Annotated in this window: 19 protein-coding genes and 1 pseudogene; 12 read left to right on the top strand and 8 right to left on the bottom strand. The window is 35.7% G+C overall.

Annotation, left to right across the window (positions count from 1 at the left end; all coding sequences use genetic code 11):
* The first annotated feature begins 15 nt into the window (after nt 1-15).
* From ACLBWW_RS05580 to ACLBWW_RS05570, 3 genes are all read left to right on the top strand, one after another.
* On the top strand, nt 16-333 hold the full coding sequence (locus ACLBWW_RS05580; RefSeq protein ID WP_000448410.1) for a hypothetical protein: 318 nt from the start codon (nt 16-18) through the stop codon (nt 331-333).
* Nucleotides 334-417: 84 nt separating this feature from the next.
* Complete coding sequence (mutTA, locus tag ACLBWW_RS05575) at nt 418-897, top strand: antimutator 8-oxo-(dGTP/GTP)ase (protein WP_000276386.1); 480 nt, start codon at nt 418-420, stop codon at nt 895-897.
* A gap of 114 nt (nt 898-1,011) precedes the next feature.
* Nucleotides 1,012-1,548: a DUF3267 domain-containing protein gene (locus ACLBWW_RS05570; protein ID WP_098221191.1), complete on the top strand. Its 537-nt coding sequence runs from the start codon at nt 1,012-1,014 to the stop codon at nt 1,546-1,548.
* A gap of 105 nt (nt 1,549-1,653) precedes the next feature.
* Here the strand turns inward: ACLBWW_RS05570 and ACLBWW_RS05565 are convergent.
* Nucleotides 1,654-2,324, bottom strand: a pseudogene (locus ACLBWW_RS05565) (HAD family hydrolase).
* 81 nt (nt 2,325-2,405) lie between these two features.
* Here ACLBWW_RS05565 and ACLBWW_RS05560 point away from each other — a divergent pair.
* The gene (locus ACLBWW_RS05560; protein ID WP_262720657.1) at nt 2,406-3,530 is read left to right on the top strand and encodes a recombinase family protein; all 1,125 of its coding nucleotides are present in this window, start codon (nt 2,406-2,408) and stop codon (nt 3,528-3,530) included.
* A 214-nt stretch (nt 3,531-3,744) separates the two neighbouring features.
* Entirely contained in the window at nt 3,745-3,972 is a 228-nt protein-coding gene (locus tag ACLBWW_RS05555; RefSeq protein ID WP_000849118.1) for a hypothetical protein, read from the top strand.
* Between the two features lie 33 nt (nt 3,973-4,005).
* Here the strand turns inward: ACLBWW_RS05555 and ACLBWW_RS05550 are convergent, their stop codons facing one another.
* From ACLBWW_RS05550 to ACLBWW_RS05540, 3 genes are read right to left on the bottom strand one after another with little or no spacing between them, the layout of a single operon-like run.
* Nucleotides 4,006-4,812: an ABC transporter permease gene (locus tag ACLBWW_RS05550; RefSeq protein ID WP_048541051.1), complete on the bottom strand. Its 807-nt coding sequence runs from the start codon at nt 4,810-4,812 to the stop codon at nt 4,006-4,008.
* Nucleotides 4,805-5,569 (bottom strand): ABC transporter ATP-binding protein, encoded by a 765-nt coding sequence (locus ACLBWW_RS05545; RefSeq protein ID WP_098047246.1) that lies wholly within the window; start codon nt 5,567-5,569, stop codon nt 4,805-4,807. Before ACLBWW_RS05545 ends, ACLBWW_RS05550 begins: the two co-directional genes overlap by 8 nt.
* Nucleotides 5,570-5,580: 11 nt before the next feature.
* Nucleotides 5,581-6,588: an ABC transporter substrate-binding protein gene (locus tag ACLBWW_RS05540; RefSeq protein WP_048541055.1), complete on the bottom strand. Its 1,008-nt coding sequence runs from the start codon at nt 6,586-6,588 to the stop codon at nt 5,581-5,583.
* Between the two features lie 120 nt (nt 6,589-6,708).
* Between ACLBWW_RS05540 and ACLBWW_RS05535 the strand changes: the two genes are divergently transcribed.
* The 3 genes from ACLBWW_RS05535 to ACLBWW_RS05525 all read left to right on the top strand — a co-directional run bounded on the left by ACLBWW_RS05535 (nt 6,709) and on the right by ACLBWW_RS05525 (nt 9,619).
* Nucleotides 6,709-7,005, top strand: coding sequence for a DUF3986 family protein (locus ACLBWW_RS05535; RefSeq protein WP_048541057.1), 297 nt, complete (start codon nt 6,709-6,711; stop codon nt 7,003-7,005).
* 11 nt (nt 7,006-7,016) lie between these two features.
* Nucleotides 7,017-7,247, top strand: coding sequence for a hypothetical protein (locus ACLBWW_RS05530; RefSeq protein ID WP_048541060.1), 231 nt, complete (start codon nt 7,017-7,019; stop codon nt 7,245-7,247).
* Between the two features lie 227 nt (nt 7,248-7,474).
* Nucleotides 7,475-9,619 carry an LTA synthase family protein gene (locus tag ACLBWW_RS05525; RefSeq protein WP_447613939.1) on the top strand — a complete coding sequence of 715 codons (2,145 nt, stop codon included), beginning with the start codon at nt 7,475-7,477 and terminating at the stop codon, nt 9,617-9,619.
* 208 nt (nt 9,620-9,827) lie between these two features.
* On the opposite strand, the gene ACLBWW_RS05520 is transcribed toward ACLBWW_RS05525, so the two are convergent.
* Both ACLBWW_RS05520 and ACLBWW_RS05515 read right to left on the bottom strand, forming a co-directional pair.
* Nucleotides 9,828-10,637 (bottom strand): alpha/beta fold hydrolase, encoded by an 810-nt coding sequence (locus ACLBWW_RS05520; protein WP_000498291.1) that lies wholly within the window; start codon nt 10,635-10,637, stop codon nt 9,828-9,830.
* A 16-nt stretch (nt 10,638-10,653) separates the two neighbouring features.
* On the bottom strand, nt 10,654-12,684 hold the full coding sequence (locus ACLBWW_RS05515; RefSeq protein ID WP_048541063.1) for a catalase: 2,031 nt from the start codon (nt 12,682-12,684) through the stop codon (nt 10,654-10,656).
* A gap of 182 nt (nt 12,685-12,866) precedes the next feature.
* On the opposite strand from ACLBWW_RS05515, the gene ACLBWW_RS05510 reads away from it, so the two are divergent.
* Both ACLBWW_RS05510 and ACLBWW_RS05505 read left to right on the top strand, forming a co-directional pair.
* Nucleotides 12,867-14,123 (top strand): ATP-binding protein, encoded by a 1,257-nt coding sequence (locus tag ACLBWW_RS05510; RefSeq protein WP_048541065.1) that lies wholly within the window; start codon nt 12,867-12,869, stop codon nt 14,121-14,123.
* Nucleotides 14,120-15,337 (top strand): ATP-binding protein, encoded by a 1,218-nt coding sequence (locus tag ACLBWW_RS05505; protein ID WP_048541068.1) that lies wholly within the window; start codon nt 14,120-14,122, stop codon nt 15,335-15,337. The genes ACLBWW_RS05510 and ACLBWW_RS05505 overlap by 4 nt, the downstream gene beginning before the upstream one ends.
* A 263-nt stretch (nt 15,338-15,600) precedes the next feature.
* On the opposite strand, the gene ACLBWW_RS05500 is transcribed toward ACLBWW_RS05505, so the two are convergent.
* Both ACLBWW_RS05500 and ACLBWW_RS05495 read right to left on the bottom strand, forming a co-directional pair.
* Entirely contained in the window at nt 15,601-16,887 is a 1,287-nt protein-coding gene (locus ACLBWW_RS05500) for a collagen-like protein (protein ID WP_447613929.1), read from the bottom strand.
* Between the two features lie 215 nt (nt 16,888-17,102).
* Nucleotides 17,103-17,267: a hypothetical protein gene (locus ACLBWW_RS05495; RefSeq protein ID WP_048540847.1), complete on the bottom strand. Its 165-nt coding sequence runs from the start codon at nt 17,265-17,267 to the stop codon at nt 17,103-17,105.
* Nucleotides 17,268-17,390: 123 nt separating this feature from the next.
* Between ACLBWW_RS05495 and ACLBWW_RS05490 the strand changes: the two genes are divergently transcribed.
* Together ACLBWW_RS05490 and ACLBWW_RS05485 are read left to right on the top strand one after the other, a co-directional pair.
* Complete coding sequence (locus ACLBWW_RS05490) at nt 17,391-17,714, top strand: iron-sulfur cluster biosynthesis family protein (RefSeq protein ID WP_048540845.1); 324 nt, start codon at nt 17,391-17,393, stop codon at nt 17,712-17,714.
* 195 nt (nt 17,715-17,909) lie between these two features.
* The gene (locus ACLBWW_RS05485; protein ID WP_048540844.1) at nt 17,910-18,815 is read left to right on the top strand and encodes a DMT family transporter; all 906 of its coding nucleotides are present in this window, start codon (nt 17,910-17,912) and stop codon (nt 18,813-18,815) included.
* The last annotated feature ends 14 nt before the right edge of the window (nt 18,816-18,829 follow it).

The following is an 18,829-nucleotide window of genomic DNA, read 5'->3' as shown; positions in this document are numbered from 1 at the left end:
AAAGAAGGGTGTTACATGGAGACGAAAAAAACATATTATATATCAATAGGAAACGGTCAAATTTCACAAGTGAAGACGGCGGATACGTATAATTTTGAGATTTCCGCAAGTGATGAGGAAATTACGGAGTTAAGAGAGTATTTTGATCAAGCATATGTAGAGGATTTAGGTTCATTTGTACGTTCTCACGTTCCATTTGTTGAGTATCATCACGATTCGAATAATGACCGATATGATGAACAACTACAAAAAGCATATAAAATGATTTACGATTTAGGTAATCATGAGACGAAAGAATTAGTCGCGCAAATGGGAATAATCAATGGATTGTAATTGGATAATATTATGCAGAAAAGCGAGAATATGCTACAATTTGTGGTAGGAAAAACTTGTAACCATCAATAGGGGAGTAATGGCATGTACAAATTTAAAGATTATTACCACAATACTGTACAATTATCGTTTGAACGTTATCCATTTTCTCCTGAGCCAAAGCATGTTTGGGTTGTATGCCGGTACGGGGATCAATGGTTATTAACGCATCATTTACGTCGCGGTCTTGAATTTCCAGGTGGTAAAGTAGAATTAGGGGAAACACCGGAAGAAGCGGCAGTTCGAGAGGTTCATGAAGAAACCGGCGGCATAGTTTCTGATTTAACTTACTTAGGACAATATAAAGTATCTGGAAAAGACAAAATAATCATTAAAAACATTTATTTTGCAACAATTAGTGCGGTAGAAGAACATACGCATTACGAAGAAACGAAAGGATCTGTTTTATTAACAGACATTCCTGATAACATTAAAACGGATAGAAAATTTAGCTTTATAATGCGTGACGATGTACTAGCGCGCACGATGAAACATATAGAAGAAATCGGCTGTTTTACGAAGTAAAGTGGCCGGTTTCTTTTTTTTGTGTGTAAGAATAAATGTAAATATATCTTTACATTTTTTTGGGGTATATTATACAATTTTGTAAAGATATATTTACATTTTAGGAGGGGGAAGATGGATAAAAGAAAAGAAACGACTGTTACTGTTTCGATGGGGAAATTAAATTTCTATTCATGTTGTATAGCATTTGCTCTGGCGATTGGAGTTAGTTTTTTACATTCACTTCTTTCAGGTGAGTTTCAAATTGAAATTACGTTACCAACCTTGTTTCTTTTTATTATCGCAATGATTGTTCTTGTTTGTATTCATGAAGCGATACATTTAATAGGGTTTCGCTATATCGGTGGTGTTCCGTGGAGTGAACTGAAATGGGGTGTTAATTGGAAATTAGGTGTTGCATATGCTCATTCTAAACAGGCGATTACAGTAAAGCAAATGAAGAAAGTGTTAATGCTGCCGTTTTTACCAACTGGAATTTTGCCAATTGTAATTGGGTTAATTACGAATGTGCAATCCATCTCATTTTTAGGGATTTTACTAACAGCAGGTTGTATCGGTGACATTGCCCTATATCAAAAAGTTTCAAAGTTTCCAGATGGTGCGCAAGTTAAAGATCATCCGAGTAAACCGCAGTTTACAGTATATGAATAATAAAGGAAGGGGAGGCGTTTTTGAAAAACGGCCTCTTTTTTGTTTGTCAGCTTTTGTCGGTAAGTCGATATATTGTAAAAAATCGCCGATGTAATTTATTTACTATTATTTTGTTTTCATTTCTACCTCTAAAAACGAAAGCACCTCCAACAAATCGTTCACCATGCGTGAATGTTCAAAGTCACCCCAAAACGAATCTCTCTTCCACACACCAAGAATCCCTACTTGTTCAGAACCAAGCACGTCGTTTTCTGGATGATCTCCAACGTAAAGACATTCTGTGGCCTTAACATCTAGCTTTTTTAAAGCCCGTTCGAAAATCTCAGGATGTGGTTTTTTAATTCCTTCCGCTTCTGAAACGAGAATTGTATTTGTATACGTATGTATGTTTAGTGCGCGAAGATTATTCATTTGAAAGGCAGTAAAGCCATTTGTAATAATACCAATTTTAATATTTTGTTCTGTTAAACGCTGAAGTAATTCATGCATATTTTGGAAAGGAATACAATGATGTTGAAAGTTTGTAATGTAGTCGTACAGCAGTTCTTCTGGTGTTAAAGTGGTAATGTTGTATTCGCAAAGGAGAGTAGCATATACTTTATCTTTCCACGTATAGCCATTATTATCGAGTTCAAGAAACCGAGAACAATACCCTGTTTTTTTATACTCATTAAGTGAGAGGCAAAGCGATTATATTGATCATGAATAAATTGTTCTAGAGATTGTCGCCGATCTAATAGTGTTCCATCTAAGTCGAATAAGACTGATCGAATCATGAGAAACCTCCTTACAGTTTGTATAATTAATTATCGTATATTCGTTAAAAAATGATTATGATATTTTTGTAGAATGGAATAATGGAGGATTGTATGAAGAGACTGTGTGGCAAGTTAGTAGGGTTGATCGTCGCAATTGGTTTAATAGCAGGATGCGATAGTTCTATGAAGAGTGTGAAGGAAAAAGAAATTTGTAAAACAGAAGAAGAATGTGTGGAAATAGGAGACAAGAAACTACAAAAAGTATATGAAAAAATAGATGGATTATCTGAACTTGAAGCAGTAGAAGATTATGATATAGAAGAGCATGAAAGTGCGAATATGAAAGAGGCAGAGCAGAAAAAAGAGGATGACGAAAATTATTTCTTTTTAGCCTCTTATTATATTGAAGGTGATGAAATTGTAGATCCTTATTTTGAAAAAATAGAACGGAAACGTTTAAATAAAGTATTCGCTGAAGATAAAGAAGCGAAAGAAGAGGTACTACAACAGCGTCAAGATAGAGGGTATCATGAAGACTTATGGGATATGTACCGTACTCTCATTCCAGCTAAATATCGCGGGAATATAACAGAATTTGATTTAATAACGGACGGTTATGACGGTGTTGTTGCTCACGTTATGCCTAGCATGGAGAATCCGAAAGATTGGATTCTTAGCTTAGATACGCTTGATTCCGCGATAAATATCGATGAAGTGATGAAAACATTAATTCATGAGACGGCTCACGTGTTGACACTCGGGCATAAGCAAATACCAGTAGATGAAAAGTATGTAAAGGATTTTGAAGAAGATAAAGATATTTCAACATACCGAAATGACTGTGAAACTCTTTTCTTACAAGAGGGGTGTGCGAAGGGAAAATCTTATATTAATCAATTTTATAACTCTTTCTGGAAGGACATTGAGCAGGAGTGGACAGAAAAGAAAGTGGAAGAAAGTGAAGAAACTCAAATTGAATTTTTTAAAGAAAAGCATGAGGAGTTTGTATCACAGTATGGAACAACAAACGTAGCGGAAGATATTGCAGATACGTTTACAGCATTTATTTTGCAAGATTCAAAAAAGGTGAAAGAAGGATCGGAGTTAAAGTATAAAAAAATTGCGTTCTTCTATCAGTTCCCTGAGCTTGTAAAAATGAGAGCAGAAGTGTTGTCGGGATTAGATGATATCTCAAAAACGATAGAACAACAAAGCGGACAATAATGAGAGGTATATATTTTAGCCAATAAAACGTAAAGAATTTTAGTTCTTTGCGTTTTTTTATGTTTATAAAATTGAAAATTCTGTCTTTTTTAAAAAAGAAGAAGGAACTGAAGCTTTAAAAGAGAATTAGTATAAAAATGTCACAAATTAGACACAATTATAATGCGCATATTGTAGGGACTATAAGTTTACTCTCAAGGAGGTAATGAAACGTATGAAAACGATTCTTGCGGTTGCTGGTCTCATTTGGGTAATGTCTCACGGTTTTCCGATTTTTGAAGGAGAGCAAATTCGTAGTGCATTAAATAAAAAGTATGATGATTATCATGTAATAGATCGAAAAGAAAATGTCGTTACAGTACGTGTGAAAGATTGTTTCCATACAGTTACGGTTGCGGATGGAAACGTTACAAATGAAACAAAGATGTGCGATAAAAGGTAAAGAAAGAAGCTGACTATAGTCTATCGCTCTAAGTCAGCTTCTTTTTCGTTTTCCAATTAAAAGTTTTTCAAATGCCTCAACAAACACATACATAAGTGTTGCGAGGACGCAGGTGAGTAGTACGCTCAGTAAGACGAGCGTGAAATTAAATACTTGGAATCCGTAGCTAATTAAGTAGCCAAGACCTTGTTTAGAGACGAGAAGTTCGCCGAATATAACACCGACCCATGATAAACCAACGTTCACTTTTAACGTTGAAATAATTGCTGGGAAGGATGCAGGGAGAACGACTTGCTTATAACATTGCCATTTATTTGCGCCAAATGTGTCCATCACTTTTATATAGTTAGAATCGACTTCTTGAAATGCGCTGTAAATAACGAGAATGGTAATGATGATGGAAATGATTACCCCCATTGCAATCGACGAAGAAATATTTGGACCGAAGATTACGATGATAATAGGTCCAAGTGCCACTTTTGGCATGGCGTTTAGGACGACGAGATAGGGGTCGAGCACGCGAGCGAGAAGTGGAATCCACCAAAGGAAAGTAGCGATAATTGCGCCGAGCACTGTTCCAAGAATGAAGCCTACTCCTGTTTCAAGTAATGTCGTCCATATGTGAAGCAAAAGTGAACCGTCAATCCATTTACTAAGGAAGAGATCCCAAATGCTTGAAGGAGAGCTAAAGAGTAAAGGATCAATCCACTCTTTTTTGCTAGCTATTTCCCATAGTGAAAAGAAAAGAATGAGCAGTAAAAGCTGCAGTGAGCGTGCTAACCATGCGCGCTTGCGTTCTTTTTTCTGAAACTGTTCATGTAGTTGTTTTATATTATCCAATTCGCTCCAGCTCCTTCCATATATCTTGGAAGAGGGATGGGAAGTCGTGGTGATGGCGTGATTCTAACGGTGATAAGGAACGGATGCTTTCAGGGACGATAAATGTTTTTGCAATTTTCCCGGGATTCGCTTGTAGTAAATAAATACGATCACTCATCGCAATGGCTTCTTCAATATCATGTGTTACGAGTAGTGACGTTTTCTTATATTTGCGTAGTAAGTTGAAAACGAGATCTTCTAGTTTCAATTTCGTTTGATAATCGAGCGCTGAGAATGGTTCATCTAGCAATAAAATTTTAGGATCGGTCGCTAACGTTCGAACGAGAGCGGCACGTTGACGCATACCGCCGGACAGTTCACGAGGGTATTGCTCTTCTACATCATGTAGGCCGACTTGTTTTAAAAGCTGTAAAGTATGTTCTTTCGTCTGTTCATTGTAAATTTTTCGGGTGTGAAGTCCGAGCATAATATTTTCTTCAATTGTTTTCCAAGGGAACAAGTAATCTTGCTGCAACATGTACCCCATAGATGAAGTTTTCGTTGTAATGGGCTCACCATCTAAAAAGACGATGCCTTCAATTGGATCAAGCAGCCCAGCAATAATGGAGAGGAGTGTTGTTTTGCCGCAACCACTTGGACCGAGTATAGAAATAAATTCGCCTTCTGCCACTTGTAAACTCATGTCTTCAAGAATCAATTTAGCATTCTCTTTTTCGAAAAAGCAGTGAGAAACGTTACGTATTTGTAAAAAACTCATACACTTCGCCTCTATTTCTTAATAATGCTTTCGGCAATTTTTGTATTGACGAGCGCTTCATGTGGAACTTCTTTTTGTAATTCGCCAGCTTCTTTCATAATCGTTTGGAGCTGTTTCCATTCTTCAGCATCTAATAGCGGATTTGTTGCATAAGAATGTTGCTTTTTATAACGTTCAATTACTTTTACTGTAATGTCCTTTGAAGTGTCTTTAAATAACGGAGAAACGGTGTCAGCAATCTCTTCTGGACTATGTGTATCAACCCATTGTTGTGCTTTATAGAGAGCACGTGTGAATTTTTCAGCAGCAGCTTTATCTTTCTTTAAGAAACTTTCTTTTGCCATGAACGTTGTATACGGAACAGTACCAGATTCATTTCCGAATGAAGCGACAATATATCCTTTACCTTCTTTTTCAAATATACTTGCAGTCGGTTCAAAGAGCTGTACAAATTCCCCAGTACCAGATGCAAAGGCACTTGCAATGTTAGCAAATTCGATGTTTTGAATTAAGTTTGTATCTTTGTGGGGATCAATGCCATTTTTCTTTAAAACGTATTCTCCAACCATTTGCGGCATGCCGCCTTTACGTTGTCCTAAAAACGTAACACCTTTTACGTCATTCCAATTAAAAGAGTCTAATTTTTTACGCGAAACTAAAAATGTTCCGTCTGTTTGTGTAAGTTGTGCGAAGTTAATGATAGGGTCTTTTGCACCTTGTTGATGAACGTAAATAGACGTTTCAGAACCGACGAGAGCGATATCAATTCCGCCAGATAATAGGGCGGTCATCGTTTTATCTCCGCCAGCTGTTGTTTGGAGGTCAATATTTAATCCTTCCTCTTTAAAAAATCCTTTTTCAATCCCGACATATAACGGGGCGTAGAAGAGAGAATGGGTAACTTCGCCGATGCGAATGTTTTGCGTGTGTTCTTTCGTACCTTCCTTTTTACTACTGCAAGCAGCAAATGTGAAAACAGCTAGTAACATGATGCAAAAAACAGCTATTAATTTTTTCACTATATGACACCTCCTAGAAGTCACTCTACAAGCATGATATGTAGGTAAGTGCCCATATGTGAGTGTAGATAGCAGGAATTTTTTTGGTGATAAAGAAGTACAAATATAAGGGGTGATAAAATGGATTACGAATATGATGATAGCGTACATTTACATCTTGATTATTTCGGAACAGAATATGATATGGAATCGATTGCTTATAAGCGTAAGAATGAAGACGTGTGGGATGTGTATTTTAATTTTGGGGCATATGGTCTTCAGAAAGATGAGCTTGAGACAGGTAGATTTATGGACGAATATGCTGGTCATTACATTTTTTCTGTACATGCGCGTGATCTTAGCTGGGAATTTGGAAGTGCTCAATTTGAAGAGTGGGTTTTGAGAAATCAAATAGTAGAAAAATCGCTGCAAAAATAGGGAGGAATTTTGTGGTCGATTTTCTTATTTTTTTGTTCATTTTCGTAGTCGGATTTTTTATTATGCAAGTACTCGTTTATCGATTTGCAAAGAAAAACATTCAAAAATATACAAAAATAAAATGGATTCATATGTGGCTAGAGATGAATATGAAAAAAGGACCGAGATTAGATCTTTTTGATTTTGTAGTTATCGTACTTGTATGTATTATATGGAAAGTATGGATGTATTCTCTTGTGTAATAAATATGCCTATATTTGTTAAAATGAAGGAGAATCTGTCATTGTTGATAGGTTCTTTTCTTATGTTAATCATTTTGAACAGCATCATTCATTTATGCTGTTAGAATATAGAGATGAAGAAGCTATATTTTTAAGAAGAAATTAAGGATACGCATGTATAATACAAACACATAGGGAGACTAACTGCATACAAATATGTTATTTTGTATAGGACAACATGTTCGTTGATGCGAGACGAAGGGGTAAAGGAAAGAGGGAATAAATTGCGTTTTAATGTTTTTACACAGCGACGAAGAAGAGATGAATTTCATTTTAGTTTCTCGGCTCAGCAACCGAGAAAGAATCTATTAATTTCTATCATTCTTAGTGGAATGTGGGCGATCTGTTTAGAAACGCTATTCTTTGTTATGTTAAGGTCTTTCGAATTTCAGAGAACTAAAGATTTTTTTAATGGGGAAATACCGCTAAGTATACTCATTATTGTTTTGTGGAGTGTACTACTATACATCATTCATTTGAATAAAGGCATTAGTCATAAGCTTAGGCCGACGATTCAAGCTTACATCTTATTATTTTTAATTGCTCATACAATAAATTGGATATATATTATGATGCAGGAGAATATGAGTCTTGTATCAGTGAATAACTGGGTTTATGAGCGATATGGACAGTATATATTAAGTTTATTATTTATTTATATGGTATATGTTTTTGTGTATAGTTTACTTGGACGAATCTTTTTGAGCGTCACGATAATAAGTTTGGTGCTAATTGTTTTTGGGATTGTGAACCATTTTAAACTCATTTTTAGAGGAGATCCATTCTATCCATCTGATTTCACACAGATTACTCAAATGCAGTCTGTTATACCAATGGTTATGGACTATTTTAGTTGGTGGAATATATTTTTGGGAATATTCGGGATTACCCTGCTTGTATATTTAGTTATGTATATACGAAAGCATACTCCAGTTATAAAGCCTAATATAATTACGAGAATTATTTTCATATGTGCTTCTACGTTTATGGTGTATGCATATAGTAATTATCCTAATACATTTATGAGTAATGTATTGCAAAAATATGGGGTAACCTTTGTGGCTTGGAATCAAAATATAAACTATGCTGATAATGGTTTTGTTTTAGGATTTGTCAGTAACTTAGACACGACTGTCATTGAGAAGCCAGAAGAATATTCAAAAGAAACTATGCTACAAATTTCAAATAATATAAAGAAACAATATGGAAGCAATGTAGGGAAAAAAGAAAAGACCGAGAAGCCAAATATTATATTTTTCATGAGTGAAGCTTTTTGGGATCCAACAAAGCTAATGAATCTTTCATTTAGCGAGGATCCGGTGCCGAATTTACATCACTATATTGAGAATTTTCCGGGTGGACAAACAGTATCTCCTGTATTCGGGGGAAACACAGCGAATACAGAATTTGAAGCGTTAACGAGCTATTCAATGAGCTTTTTAAAGCAAGGTTCTATACCATATCAACAAGCGGTGACAGGGCAGAGAGAAATTCCGTCTATCGCAAGTGAATTGAAAAAACATGGATATTACACGAATGCAATTCATGCTTATGGAAGATCATTTTATAAGCGGGATGATGTATATAATGTTTTAGGAATTGATAATTTCAATGCAGAAGATACAATGAACAACGTAGAGGTAGATGGGGATTATATTAGCGATGTATCTATTAGCAAAGAAATAATAGAGGAATTGAATAAGAGAAAGCAACCTACGTTTATTCATGCAGTTACGATGCAAAATCATTTTCCATTCAATCCAGGAAGATTTGAAGAAAAGCAAATAGAAATTAGCGGATTAACAGATGAGGGATCGAAGGCAGAATTAGAAACATATACTGAGGGTGTACGTCGTTCTGATGAGGCTCTAAAATATTTAGTAGAACAAATTCAAGAGCTGGAAAGACCTACTATATTGGTTTTCTTTGGAGATCACTTACCAATATTAGGGGTAAATAAAGCTATCTATGAAGAAGCTGGATATATAGAGAATGAAGAAACTATAAATGAAAGGTTAGCTATGTCAGAAACACCATTGTTAATGTACGCAAATTTCGATTTGCCAAATGACAATTTAGGTTTAGTAAGTCCGATTTATTTTTCTAATCTTGTTTTGGATTATGCAGGGATCAATAAATCACCGTTTTATCAATTTTTATCGGAAATGCATAAAGAAATACCAGTCCTTAAAGATGAGTTAAAGGTTAATAAAGATGGGGAAGAGATAACAGATTTAACAAAGAAACAAAAAGAAATGTTAGAGCAATATAAAATGATCCAATATGATTTACTTGCTGGAAAGCAGTATAGTAAAGATATACTTTTTAAATAGAACAAACAAAAAGAACTTGTATAACGATACAAGTTCTTTTTTTTATAGTATTTAACGGGGTAACCAGACAAGCTGGGTTTAGGGAGTATTACCTGTACATTTAGTATAAATGAAAATGTAATCGTTTTATTTATTGATTTGTGAGAAATATGTGAATTTTAATCTTTTCAAAAAATGCGTTCCAATTGAAGCGATTTGGTATAGATTTTTATGAATGCAAAAACTTTATAAGTTCTTCGTTTAATTCATCCGCTTGATCGATCGGGGAGCCGTGACCGCTATTTGTAAGAGGATGTAACTGAGAATTTTTAATCCGCTTTTGCGTAAGTTCAGCGCTTTTGTAAGGGATAAGTTGATCGTGAACACCGTGGAATATTTTTGTTGGGACGTTAATTTTACTTAAATCTTTCGTTACATCTTCATTTGCGGCTGCTTGCAATATTTTGATGAGAGCGTAGGAAGCAGACTGCATGCCGAGATAAGAAAACCATTCTAACGTAGCAGATCCTAAGTTTCTATTGAAAAATGATAAAGATACATCATTTAAAAATTTTGGCATATTGGCATACATTTGATTAATGAGGGTATCTGCTTGTTCTTTTGGGACACCATAGGGAGATTCTTGATTTTTAACGAAAGAGGGAGAAACAGCATCGATTAATACAAGTTTAGAAATACGACGGCCATTGTAGCGGGACATGTACCGAATAGAAAGAGCGCCACCTACTGAAAAACCGACTAATGTAGCATTTTCTACTTGAAGTGCTTCGAGAACAATGGCGATATCGTCTGCTAAACGATCGTATGTGTAACCAGTCCATGGTTTATCAGATTGCCCGTTTCCGCGTATATCCATAGCGATACAGCGGAAACCATGCTGTGGTAAAACATTGAGTTGATATTGGTACATTTGATGATTTAAAGGCCAGCCATGAACGAAAAACACGGTTTTACTACCGGGCCCAGGATTAACGTCTTGCACAAAAATATGCACATCTTTCTCGACGGTAACAAACATAAATTATCCCCCTAACCTATTCATATGCTCTATCCCAAAAGCGTTGTTTCGTCATAGCTTTAATAAATTCATTCGCCAGGAGTGTAGGGTTCTGTTCTATTAAGACACCAGGCTTTCCTTTAATATTTAAAGATTGAATAACAGTAGATCCATTTTGGAGGGCACCGATTGGTTTAAAGTGATTATATGATTCTACGACAAATGAACTCGCTTTGTTAAGAAACTGTTCATCGAGGTTTCCTCCAATAAGAAGTAGACCATCATAAAGAAGTGAGGATCCTGTTAAAAAAGTATCATTCACGTCCCAACGTACATTTTGCGTTCCTTGTACAATACCTAATCGTTCGGAAACAATCACTGGCTGCAACCCAACTTGTTTGAATTGATTTAGTATATATTGCGCGTTTTGTCCGTCATATCCATTTGCAACAATGACACCTACTCGTAATGTATTAGGGCTAAATGTCGTATTTGCCATACTGAGTGCTGGCGATGATTTCGTAACGCCCGATTCTTGAATATTTGGGACTTTTGCTCCGATCGCTTCAGCGACTAACGTAGCTAGTTCACTACTAATATGTCCAATCATATTTACGACTTGTTGACGGACTGATTTACTTTTTACTTTTCCTAATTCAAAGGAGAAGGCTTGCATAATATGAACCTTTTCGACGTTACTCATACTATTCCAAAATAAACGTGCTTGAGAGAAATGATCTTTGAAACTGGCGGCTGTTTCTCTCGTTTTATGCCCTGATACAGTGGAAGGATATGTAACGAACCCACCCTTTGTACCAGGTACAGTGTAAGGGGTGTTATTTGCTAAGGAATTATTATGGTAAGCGATTTTTCCTTTATCAATTATATATTTAGAGGCACCATCTCTTTGATTGTTATGAAATGGGCATACTGGACGGTTAATCGGTAATTCTTGATAATTTGTACCGACGCGTGCCAATTGAGTGTCTGTATAAGAAAAGAGCCTACCTTGTAAGAGCGGATCATTGGTGAAATCAATACCACGGACGATACTTCCAGGATGAAGTGCGACTTGTTCCGTTTCAGCGAATACATTATCGACGTTGCAATTTAATGTCATTTTTCCGATGATTTTAACAGGGAAATCTTCTTCAGGCCAAATTTTCGTCGCATCTAATATATCGAAATCGTATTTAAATTCATCCTCTTCTTCTAAAATTTGAATGCCAAGTTCGTACTCAGGATAGTTTCCAGCATTAATATTTTCCCATAAATCACGGCGATGGTAATCTGGATCAGCACCACCTAATTTTTGCGCTTCATCCCAAATTAATGAGTGAATGCCAAGCTTCGGTTTCCAGTGGAATTTTACGAATCGTGACTTTCCATTTTTATTCACTAAGCGAAATGTATGAACGCCAAACCCTTGCATCATTCGAAAACTTCTTGGAATGGCACGATCAGACATAATCCACATCATCATCGCAGCCGATTCTTGGTTATTGGCGATGAAGTCCCAAAATGTATCATGTGCTGTTTGTCCCTGTGGAATCTCATTATGCGGTTCAGGTTTAAGGGCGTGAATAAGATCAGGGAATTTAATGCCATCTTGAATGAAAAAAATAGGAATATTGTTTCCGACTAAATCAAAATTTCCTTCTTCTGTATAAAATTTAACGGCGAACCCTCGTACATCTCGATTTGTTTCATTCGCGCCTTTTGATCCAGCCACTTCAGAGAAGCGAACGAAAAGGGGTGTTTTTTTTGAAGGGTCTTGTAAAAAGTGGGCCATTGTTAGTTCTTCTAAAGATTCATATAGCTCGAAAACACCATGCGCACCGTATCCACGTGCGTGAACGACTCTTTCAGGAATTCGTTCACGGTCAAAATGAGCAAGCTTTTCTCGCATTAGGAAATCCTCTAGAAGGGTAGGACCACGATCACCAGCGGTTAAAGTATTTTCATCATTTGAAATGGTAACACCTGTATTTGTCGTCATTTTCTTTCCTTCATTCTCACGCGTGAAGGATTCCAGTTGTTCTGTTTTTTTATTTTTTTTGCCGTCCACATAAAACACCTCCCATAATATACGTATTATTGTTTATAGCTTTTATGCTTATATAGCCTGAAGATACTCTGCTTTATTGGGATGATTTTCCTCAAATGTTCGATTTATCTTTGTTTGTCTATGAAAATCATTTATTATAATAAATGGTATTCTTCGAGATATTATTTTGAAGGGGTGTTGAAGTGAAAGGAAGTTTTCTATCATATAAAGAAGAAGAAAGGAATGCAAAAATTTTTTTATGTGTGCTATATGTCATTGTTGTTTCATACCAAATTTTCTATGCAATCGTATTAGAAAATAAATCATTAACGGATAGGGGACATAGCATAATATGGCAAGTTATTTGCGGAACTGCAATACTCGGTGTGAATGTATATTTAATAAAAAAAGAGAAAGCGAACCTTGTTAAATATGCATGTGTATTTGCATACATAGGAATAGAAATCGTTAATATACTTTCGTATATGCTTTATAATGAGGCGGCATTTGATGGAGTAAATATAATAGAAATTATTTTCATCTTCTTTGTACCTATATTTTTAAATAAAAAATATTTTGTGTTTGTACTTTCGACAATTGTAGGGAAATATGTTATTTATTTATTTGTATTAAAGGAAGTAAAAGGATTTATGTTCCTCATTATGTATACACTCGTATTAATAGCGGCATACATCATTTTAAATCGATTTATACAATACCTTTCAGCGGTCAAGGAAAGTATTAAGATTGCTAGTGAATCACAAAAATTAGCAGTAATCGGAAAAATGGCAGCGACAGTGGGACATGAAATTAAAAATCCACTTGCTTCATTAAAAGGGTTTACGCAATTACAACGAGAGAAGCATGAGGAGGACCCTATTTACGAACAGATGATATTTGAAATAGAAAATATGAATAATATGATAAGCGAGTTAATGGAAGTTGCTACATGTAAACCTTCTGTTTATAAGAAACATAATATAGGTGAAATTGCATTACAAGCAGTAAAAATTGTTCGCGAAAAAATGAATGAATCTAGCGTCCAGTTTATTTCTAATGTGGAAGAAAAGACGATAGAAGTTGAATGTGATGAGCGGAAAATAAGAGGAGTCTTTCTATATGTCATAAAAAATGCTTTGGAGGCAATGGAGCAAGGTGGCACATTAGAGTTACGGTTAGAAAACAAAGGACAAGATTATGTAATGCTAAGTGTAATTGATAATGGTTACGGTATTAAGAAAGAAAATTTAGCTCGTGTTAAAGAGGCCTTTTATACAACGAAACAAGATAAAATTGGCCTAGGACTTACTGTAGCGAATCGGCTTGTTACTGAGCAGCATCTTGGTGAATTACATATTTCAAGTGAAAGAGATATTGGAACTAGAATAGATATTATGCTCCCGAAGCAACGTGGAAATAATGAAATTCAAGAGGGAGAAAAGCTAGGAGTTACGATATGAATAAAGACGATATATTTAAAAATGAAGAAATGAAGGCACTGAAAATATTTTTAATTTTATTTTTCATTATATTTTTTGTATACGATCTTGCCTACGAATTTATTGTACCTTTAATAGGAGGAGAGCAAGAAGGAGTAGGACAATTTGAAGATGGTTTAGGTTTATGGCTTTATTTTCTAATGGTGATTTTGTTTTGTATTGGAGTATACTTCATGAAATGGAAGAATCCATTTGCAGTGAAATATATTATTCTAATTGGATATAACCTATTAGATTTTATCCATAATTTTATGATTTACTACGGTAGTGATGCTGAGTTTGATGGTGGGAATATAGTAGAAGGATTTTTTATTTTATTTGCCCCACTCTTTGTGAACAAAAGGTATTTTTGGTTAGTTACTGGTATACTTGTTGGGAAATACGCTCTTATAGGAATCATTATTCACTCGTCACTCGTTTTAATCCCGATGGCATTATATAGCGTATTTACTATCATATGCTGGATTATGTTTTTAAGGTTTCAATCTTACGTTCGTACGCTTGAGATGATGGATAAAGAAATACAACAAACAGAAAAGCTAGCAACTGTTGGGAAAATGGCTACAGTTATTGGTTACAAAATTAGAAGACCTCTAGCTAATTTAGATAAATTTGTTAATAAGCAAGCAAATAAATATCCTGAGGATAAAATATATAGTGATATTATGAAACAAGAAGTAGAACGAATTCATACAATCGCTACAGAACTTAGTGGATTTGAGAAATCTAAATCACTAGAATCAGAAGTTCATAATATAGAAGAAATTATCGCTTATGTTATTCGAGTTATGGGAAAGCCTGCTTTAAAGCAAGGAGTGCACATACAAGGTATTTATAGTAAAGACATACCATTGATTACATGCGATGAAAAACGATTAAAGCAAGTATTTTTTAATTTAATTAAAAATGCGATTGAAGCAATGTCAGTTGGCGGAACGATTACGATTAAAGTGACTGTAGAAGATGCAATCATTGTTCAAGTTAAGGATGAAGGTTGCGGTATTCCAAAAGACAAAATTCCGAAGCTAAATGAAGCTTTTTACACAACGAAAGAAACGGGAACAGGTTTAGGTTTAGTAGTTACAGAAAAAATTATTAAAGACCACAACGGTAAAATGAGTTTTGAAAGTGAAGTTGGGGTTGGAACGACTGTGAAGATTGTATTGCCAATGTAATGAAAAAAATTTTAAAAGGGAGATTACTTATTTGAGAGTGATCTCCCTTTTTTATTGTGGATGAGAGTAAGGCATTCTGATAAAGGTAGGCGAGTTAATTATATTAACATAGTGTATATAATTCGAAATCCAATATATGGATAAATTTACAATGATAGTATATACTAAACTTGTCTGTTATTTGTTTTAATTCATTGGTATTTCTATTTGCTGACCCGAATCTCGGGTCTTTTTTTGTTAAATAAATTATTTTTTAGTAAGGGCTATATATCAGTGATTAAAAAAATAGAATATACAGCACTCGCAGTAATTCCAGGGGTAATATAAAGGGATATAGCATCTCCTCTCGAAACTGAGTTTCCAGTTGTAATGCTAGTCCAAGTTACAGTAGCGGGACCTACTGCTGGATTAGGATTAAACACTTGAATTTGTCCTGATCCAGTATCCGTTGGTTTAATTGAAAATACTATAGTTCCTGTAATTTTGTCAGTGGTAGTTAAAGTAAGAGTAGATAGGATGTAACTAGAGGTAGGGGCAGTGAGGTTTGTTGGAACATTCCTGCAAATATTAATCGTATAAACAGCAGCAGGTAAGTTATTTACATTTATAGATGCAGCGAAGCCAACTATACTACCGGCTCCAGCAGTGACATATGGAATAACATTGGAGTCAATTCCAGGAGAACCCGCTATACGTTGAAAACCAGCATTTGTTCCTTGAAAAACAATACTTTTCGATGAGGCACTACCGGTGATGCCAGTAGGCCCGGTGATGCCAGTAGGCCCGGTAATGCCAGTAGACCCAGTAAATCCAGTAGGCCCGGTACTACCAGTAAATCCAGTAATGTCAGTGGGTCCGGTACTACCAGTAGAACCAGTAGACCCAGTAAATCCAGTAGGCCCGGTAAATCCAGTGGGTCCGGTACTACCAGTAGACCCAGTAAATCCAGTAGGTCCAGTAATGCCAGTAGGCCCGGTAAATCCAGTAGGCCCGGTGATGCCAGTAGGTCCGGTACTACCAGTAGACCCAGTAAATCCAGTAGACCCAGTAAATCCAGTAGGCCCGGTAATGCCAGTAGGTCCGGTACTACCAGTAGACCCAGTAAATCCAGTAGGTCCGGTACTACCAGTAGACCCAGTAAATCCAGTAGGTCCGGTACTACCAGTAGACCCAGTAAATCCAGTAGGCCCGGTGATGCCAGTAGGCCCGCTTTCTACTAATACGATATAATCTGGAGATACATTCGGAAATCCTTGAGGTGCATCTTTTTTTACAACATAGCCGCTGCTCGTATACGTGACAACTTGTCCTTTTTTATAGGTGGGAGCGGCTGCTAGACTAAAGGCGGTAGTACTTTGGAAACCAGCTCCGGAAGGCCCGACAGAGCCAGTAGGTCCAGTACTACCAGTGGGTCCGGTATTCCCGGAAGGTCCAGTGATGCCGGCAGAGCCAGTGTTTCCAGTAGGTCCGGTGCTACCAGTGGGCCCGGTGTTTCCGTTAGAACTACTATTGCGTCTGCCGTCGCAACTAAAACAATTACGTGGGTACATGTATGTTCTCCTTTCTATATTTTGAAAAACTAGTTTTAAAAATAGAACCACTATATACATATTATGAATTCTATATTTTTGTGTGTTCAATCGTATTGTGTATAGATTTTAAAATAGAGAGGAGAGTTGAATCGTTATAGAGCCAACGTTTCTCTTGTGGGCCGAAAGTAACACCTAAGTCAAAATTAAGCTGCAAATAAATCTTAAAGTCCTTCTTATTTTTTCATAGCAAAATAAGAAGCGGTTAGGAAAAAAATAAAGCCTACAATCCAACCAATAGAAGGAGAATAAGGAAGTATATGTTGTAATAGCATTCCGCTAGAAATAAAAAAGCTACCGAGTAGGCTTAAGAAGATGGGGTATCGCAGTAATTTGAACATGAGTGATACAACCTCCTTTATTACATATATTGTATATTAGTCTTAATTTTCTGTATATAAATTTAAGAGAAAATGGTGGTACAATGTATGAAGGATATGAGAAGAGAGGATGAAGATTAACATATGTACGTTACTGTAACAGAAGCAGCATATAAAAAGATTATGGATACGATTCCAAATGAAGCGAAATATATAAAGTTATTTTACGATAATGAAGGTTGCGGTTGTGTAATGAGCGGAATTATCGATTTAGTAGCTGTAGCAGAAAAAGATGAGCGCGATGTGGATATCGAATCTAGCGCAATGAATTTTATCGCAGATCGCACAAAGCTTGTATTTATGGATGATAAATTAACAGTTGATTGGCATGAAGTTGGAGGAACTTTTCAGCTGAAGAGCCCAAGCCAATTTTATAATCCAAATATGAAGTTACACGTTCGAGTGTAAGAAAGAAAAGATGGTCCAAAATATTTTTGGACCATCTTTTTTTATTGTCTAAGTCGCTATATTTAAAAAATCGCTGATATATTTTCATGTACTAAACAAAGAAAACCTCTCCATACAATACAAAGGTTTTTTCACATAATGAAATGTACATATGATTGAATTTTCTGTATAATCTTATTTGCGGAGGGGATATGCATGAGAAGATGGGGGATTGAGTTATTAATTTTAGCAGTCGTTATTATTTGGGGGATTAATTTTACGATTGCTAAATATGGACTTTTAGAATTTACAGCAATTGAGTTTACTGCACTTCGGATGATATCGGCGGCACCGCTTATGTTACTCCTTACATTTTTTATTGAAAAGTCGGTTTATATGGAACGAAAGGATATACCTAGATTAATCATCGTTAGTGTTGTAGGTATTGTACTGTATCAAACGTTATTTATGGAAACTGTCAAATATACGTCCGCTACAAATGCCTCTTTACTCATTTCTATTTCACCTATTTTTACAACTGTATTTGCTATTTTTTTGAAACAAGAAAAGTTTTCTTCTCGAAAGCTCATCGGTTCTATAATTGCCTTTGGTGGTGCTGCATTAGTTTTAGTAGCAGGGCATTCGCTTGCTAGTTCTTTTTATGGTAACGGAATTGGACTTATTACATCAATATGCTGGGGGCTTTATCCTGTTTTAGCAGGTCCATTAATTAAAAAATATTCAGCACTACGTGTTACCGCATGGTCAGCATTAGTTGGCGCGATTCCGCTTTTATTGTTAAGTGGACCACATGTATTTATAATGCCATTTCACATTACACATGGAATGACACTATTCGCTTTACTATATTCCATTTTCTTTGTAACAGTATTTGGTTTAGTGATGTGGTATGTTGGTATTCAAAAAATTGGCGCGTCACATACGATGGTATATATGTATATAACGCCACTTGTAGCTGTTTTATTTGCAGCTATATGGGCAAATGAATATGTATCATTTCAACAAATAATCGGTGGAATTATTATTTTCTTCGGTCTATGGTTTGTGAAATCGGAGAAAGTGAAAATTCATTCTACTGCGGGGGAACCTATATCAAAATAGGAAAACAGATCACC

The sequence above is a fragment of the Bacillus sp. M5A3_1b genome, assembly GCF_053345335.1.
Note: the sequence above shows the minus strand (reverse complement) of the source record. Positions and strands in the feature narration are given on the sequence as shown.

Bases quoted from the DNA above. Each gene is read 5' to 3' on its own strand.
- mutTA (WP_000276386.1), top strand. From the start codon at position 418: ATGTACAAATTTAAAGATTATTACCACAATACTGTACAATTATCGTTT.
- ACLBWW_RS05485 (WP_048540844.1), top strand. From the start codon at position 17,910: ATGAGAAGATGGGGGATTGAGTTATTAATTTTAGCAGTCGTTATTATT.
- ACLBWW_RS05520 (WP_000498291.1), bottom strand. From the start codon at position 10,637: ATGTTTGTTACCGTCGAGAAAGATGTGCATATTTTTGTGCAAGACGTT.
- ACLBWW_RS05560 (WP_262720657.1), top strand. From the start codon at position 2,406: ATGGAGGATTGTATGAAGAGACTGTGTGGCAAGTTAGTAGGGTTGATC.
- ACLBWW_RS05495 (WP_048540847.1), bottom strand. From the start codon at position 17,267: ATGTTCAAATTACTGCGATACCCCATCTTCTTAAGCCTACTCGGTAGC.
- ACLBWW_RS05555 (WP_000849118.1), top strand. From the start codon at position 3,745: ATGAAAACGATTCTTGCGGTTGCTGGTCTCATTTGGGTAATGTCTCAC.
- ACLBWW_RS05545 (WP_098047246.1), bottom strand. From the start codon at position 5,569: ATGAGTTTTTTACAAATACGTAACGTTTCTCACTGCTTTTTCGAAAAA.
- ACLBWW_RS05525 (WP_447613939.1), top strand. From the start codon at position 7,475: ATGCGAGACGAAGGGGTAAAGGAAAGAGGGAATAAATTGCGTTTTAAT.
- ACLBWW_RS05535 (WP_048541057.1), top strand. From the start codon at position 6,709: ATGGATTACGAATATGATGATAGCGTACATTTACATCTTGATTATTTC.
- ACLBWW_RS05570 (WP_098221191.1), top strand. From the start codon at position 1,012: ATGGATAAAAGAAAAGAAACGACTGTTACTGTTTCGATGGGGAAATTA.
- ACLBWW_RS05490 (WP_048540845.1), top strand. From the start codon at position 17,391: ATGTACGTTACTGTAACAGAAGCAGCATATAAAAAGATTATGGATACG.
- ACLBWW_RS05580 (WP_000448410.1), top strand. From the start codon at position 16: ATGGAGACGAAAAAAACATATTATATATCAATAGGAAACGGTCAAATT.
- ACLBWW_RS05500 (WP_447613929.1), bottom strand. From the start codon at position 16,887: ATGTACCCACGTAATTGTTTTAGTTGCGACGGCAGACGCAATAGTAGT.
- ACLBWW_RS05505 (WP_048541068.1), top strand. From the start codon at position 14,120: ATGAATAAAGACGATATATTTAAAAATGAAGAAATGAAGGCACTGAAA.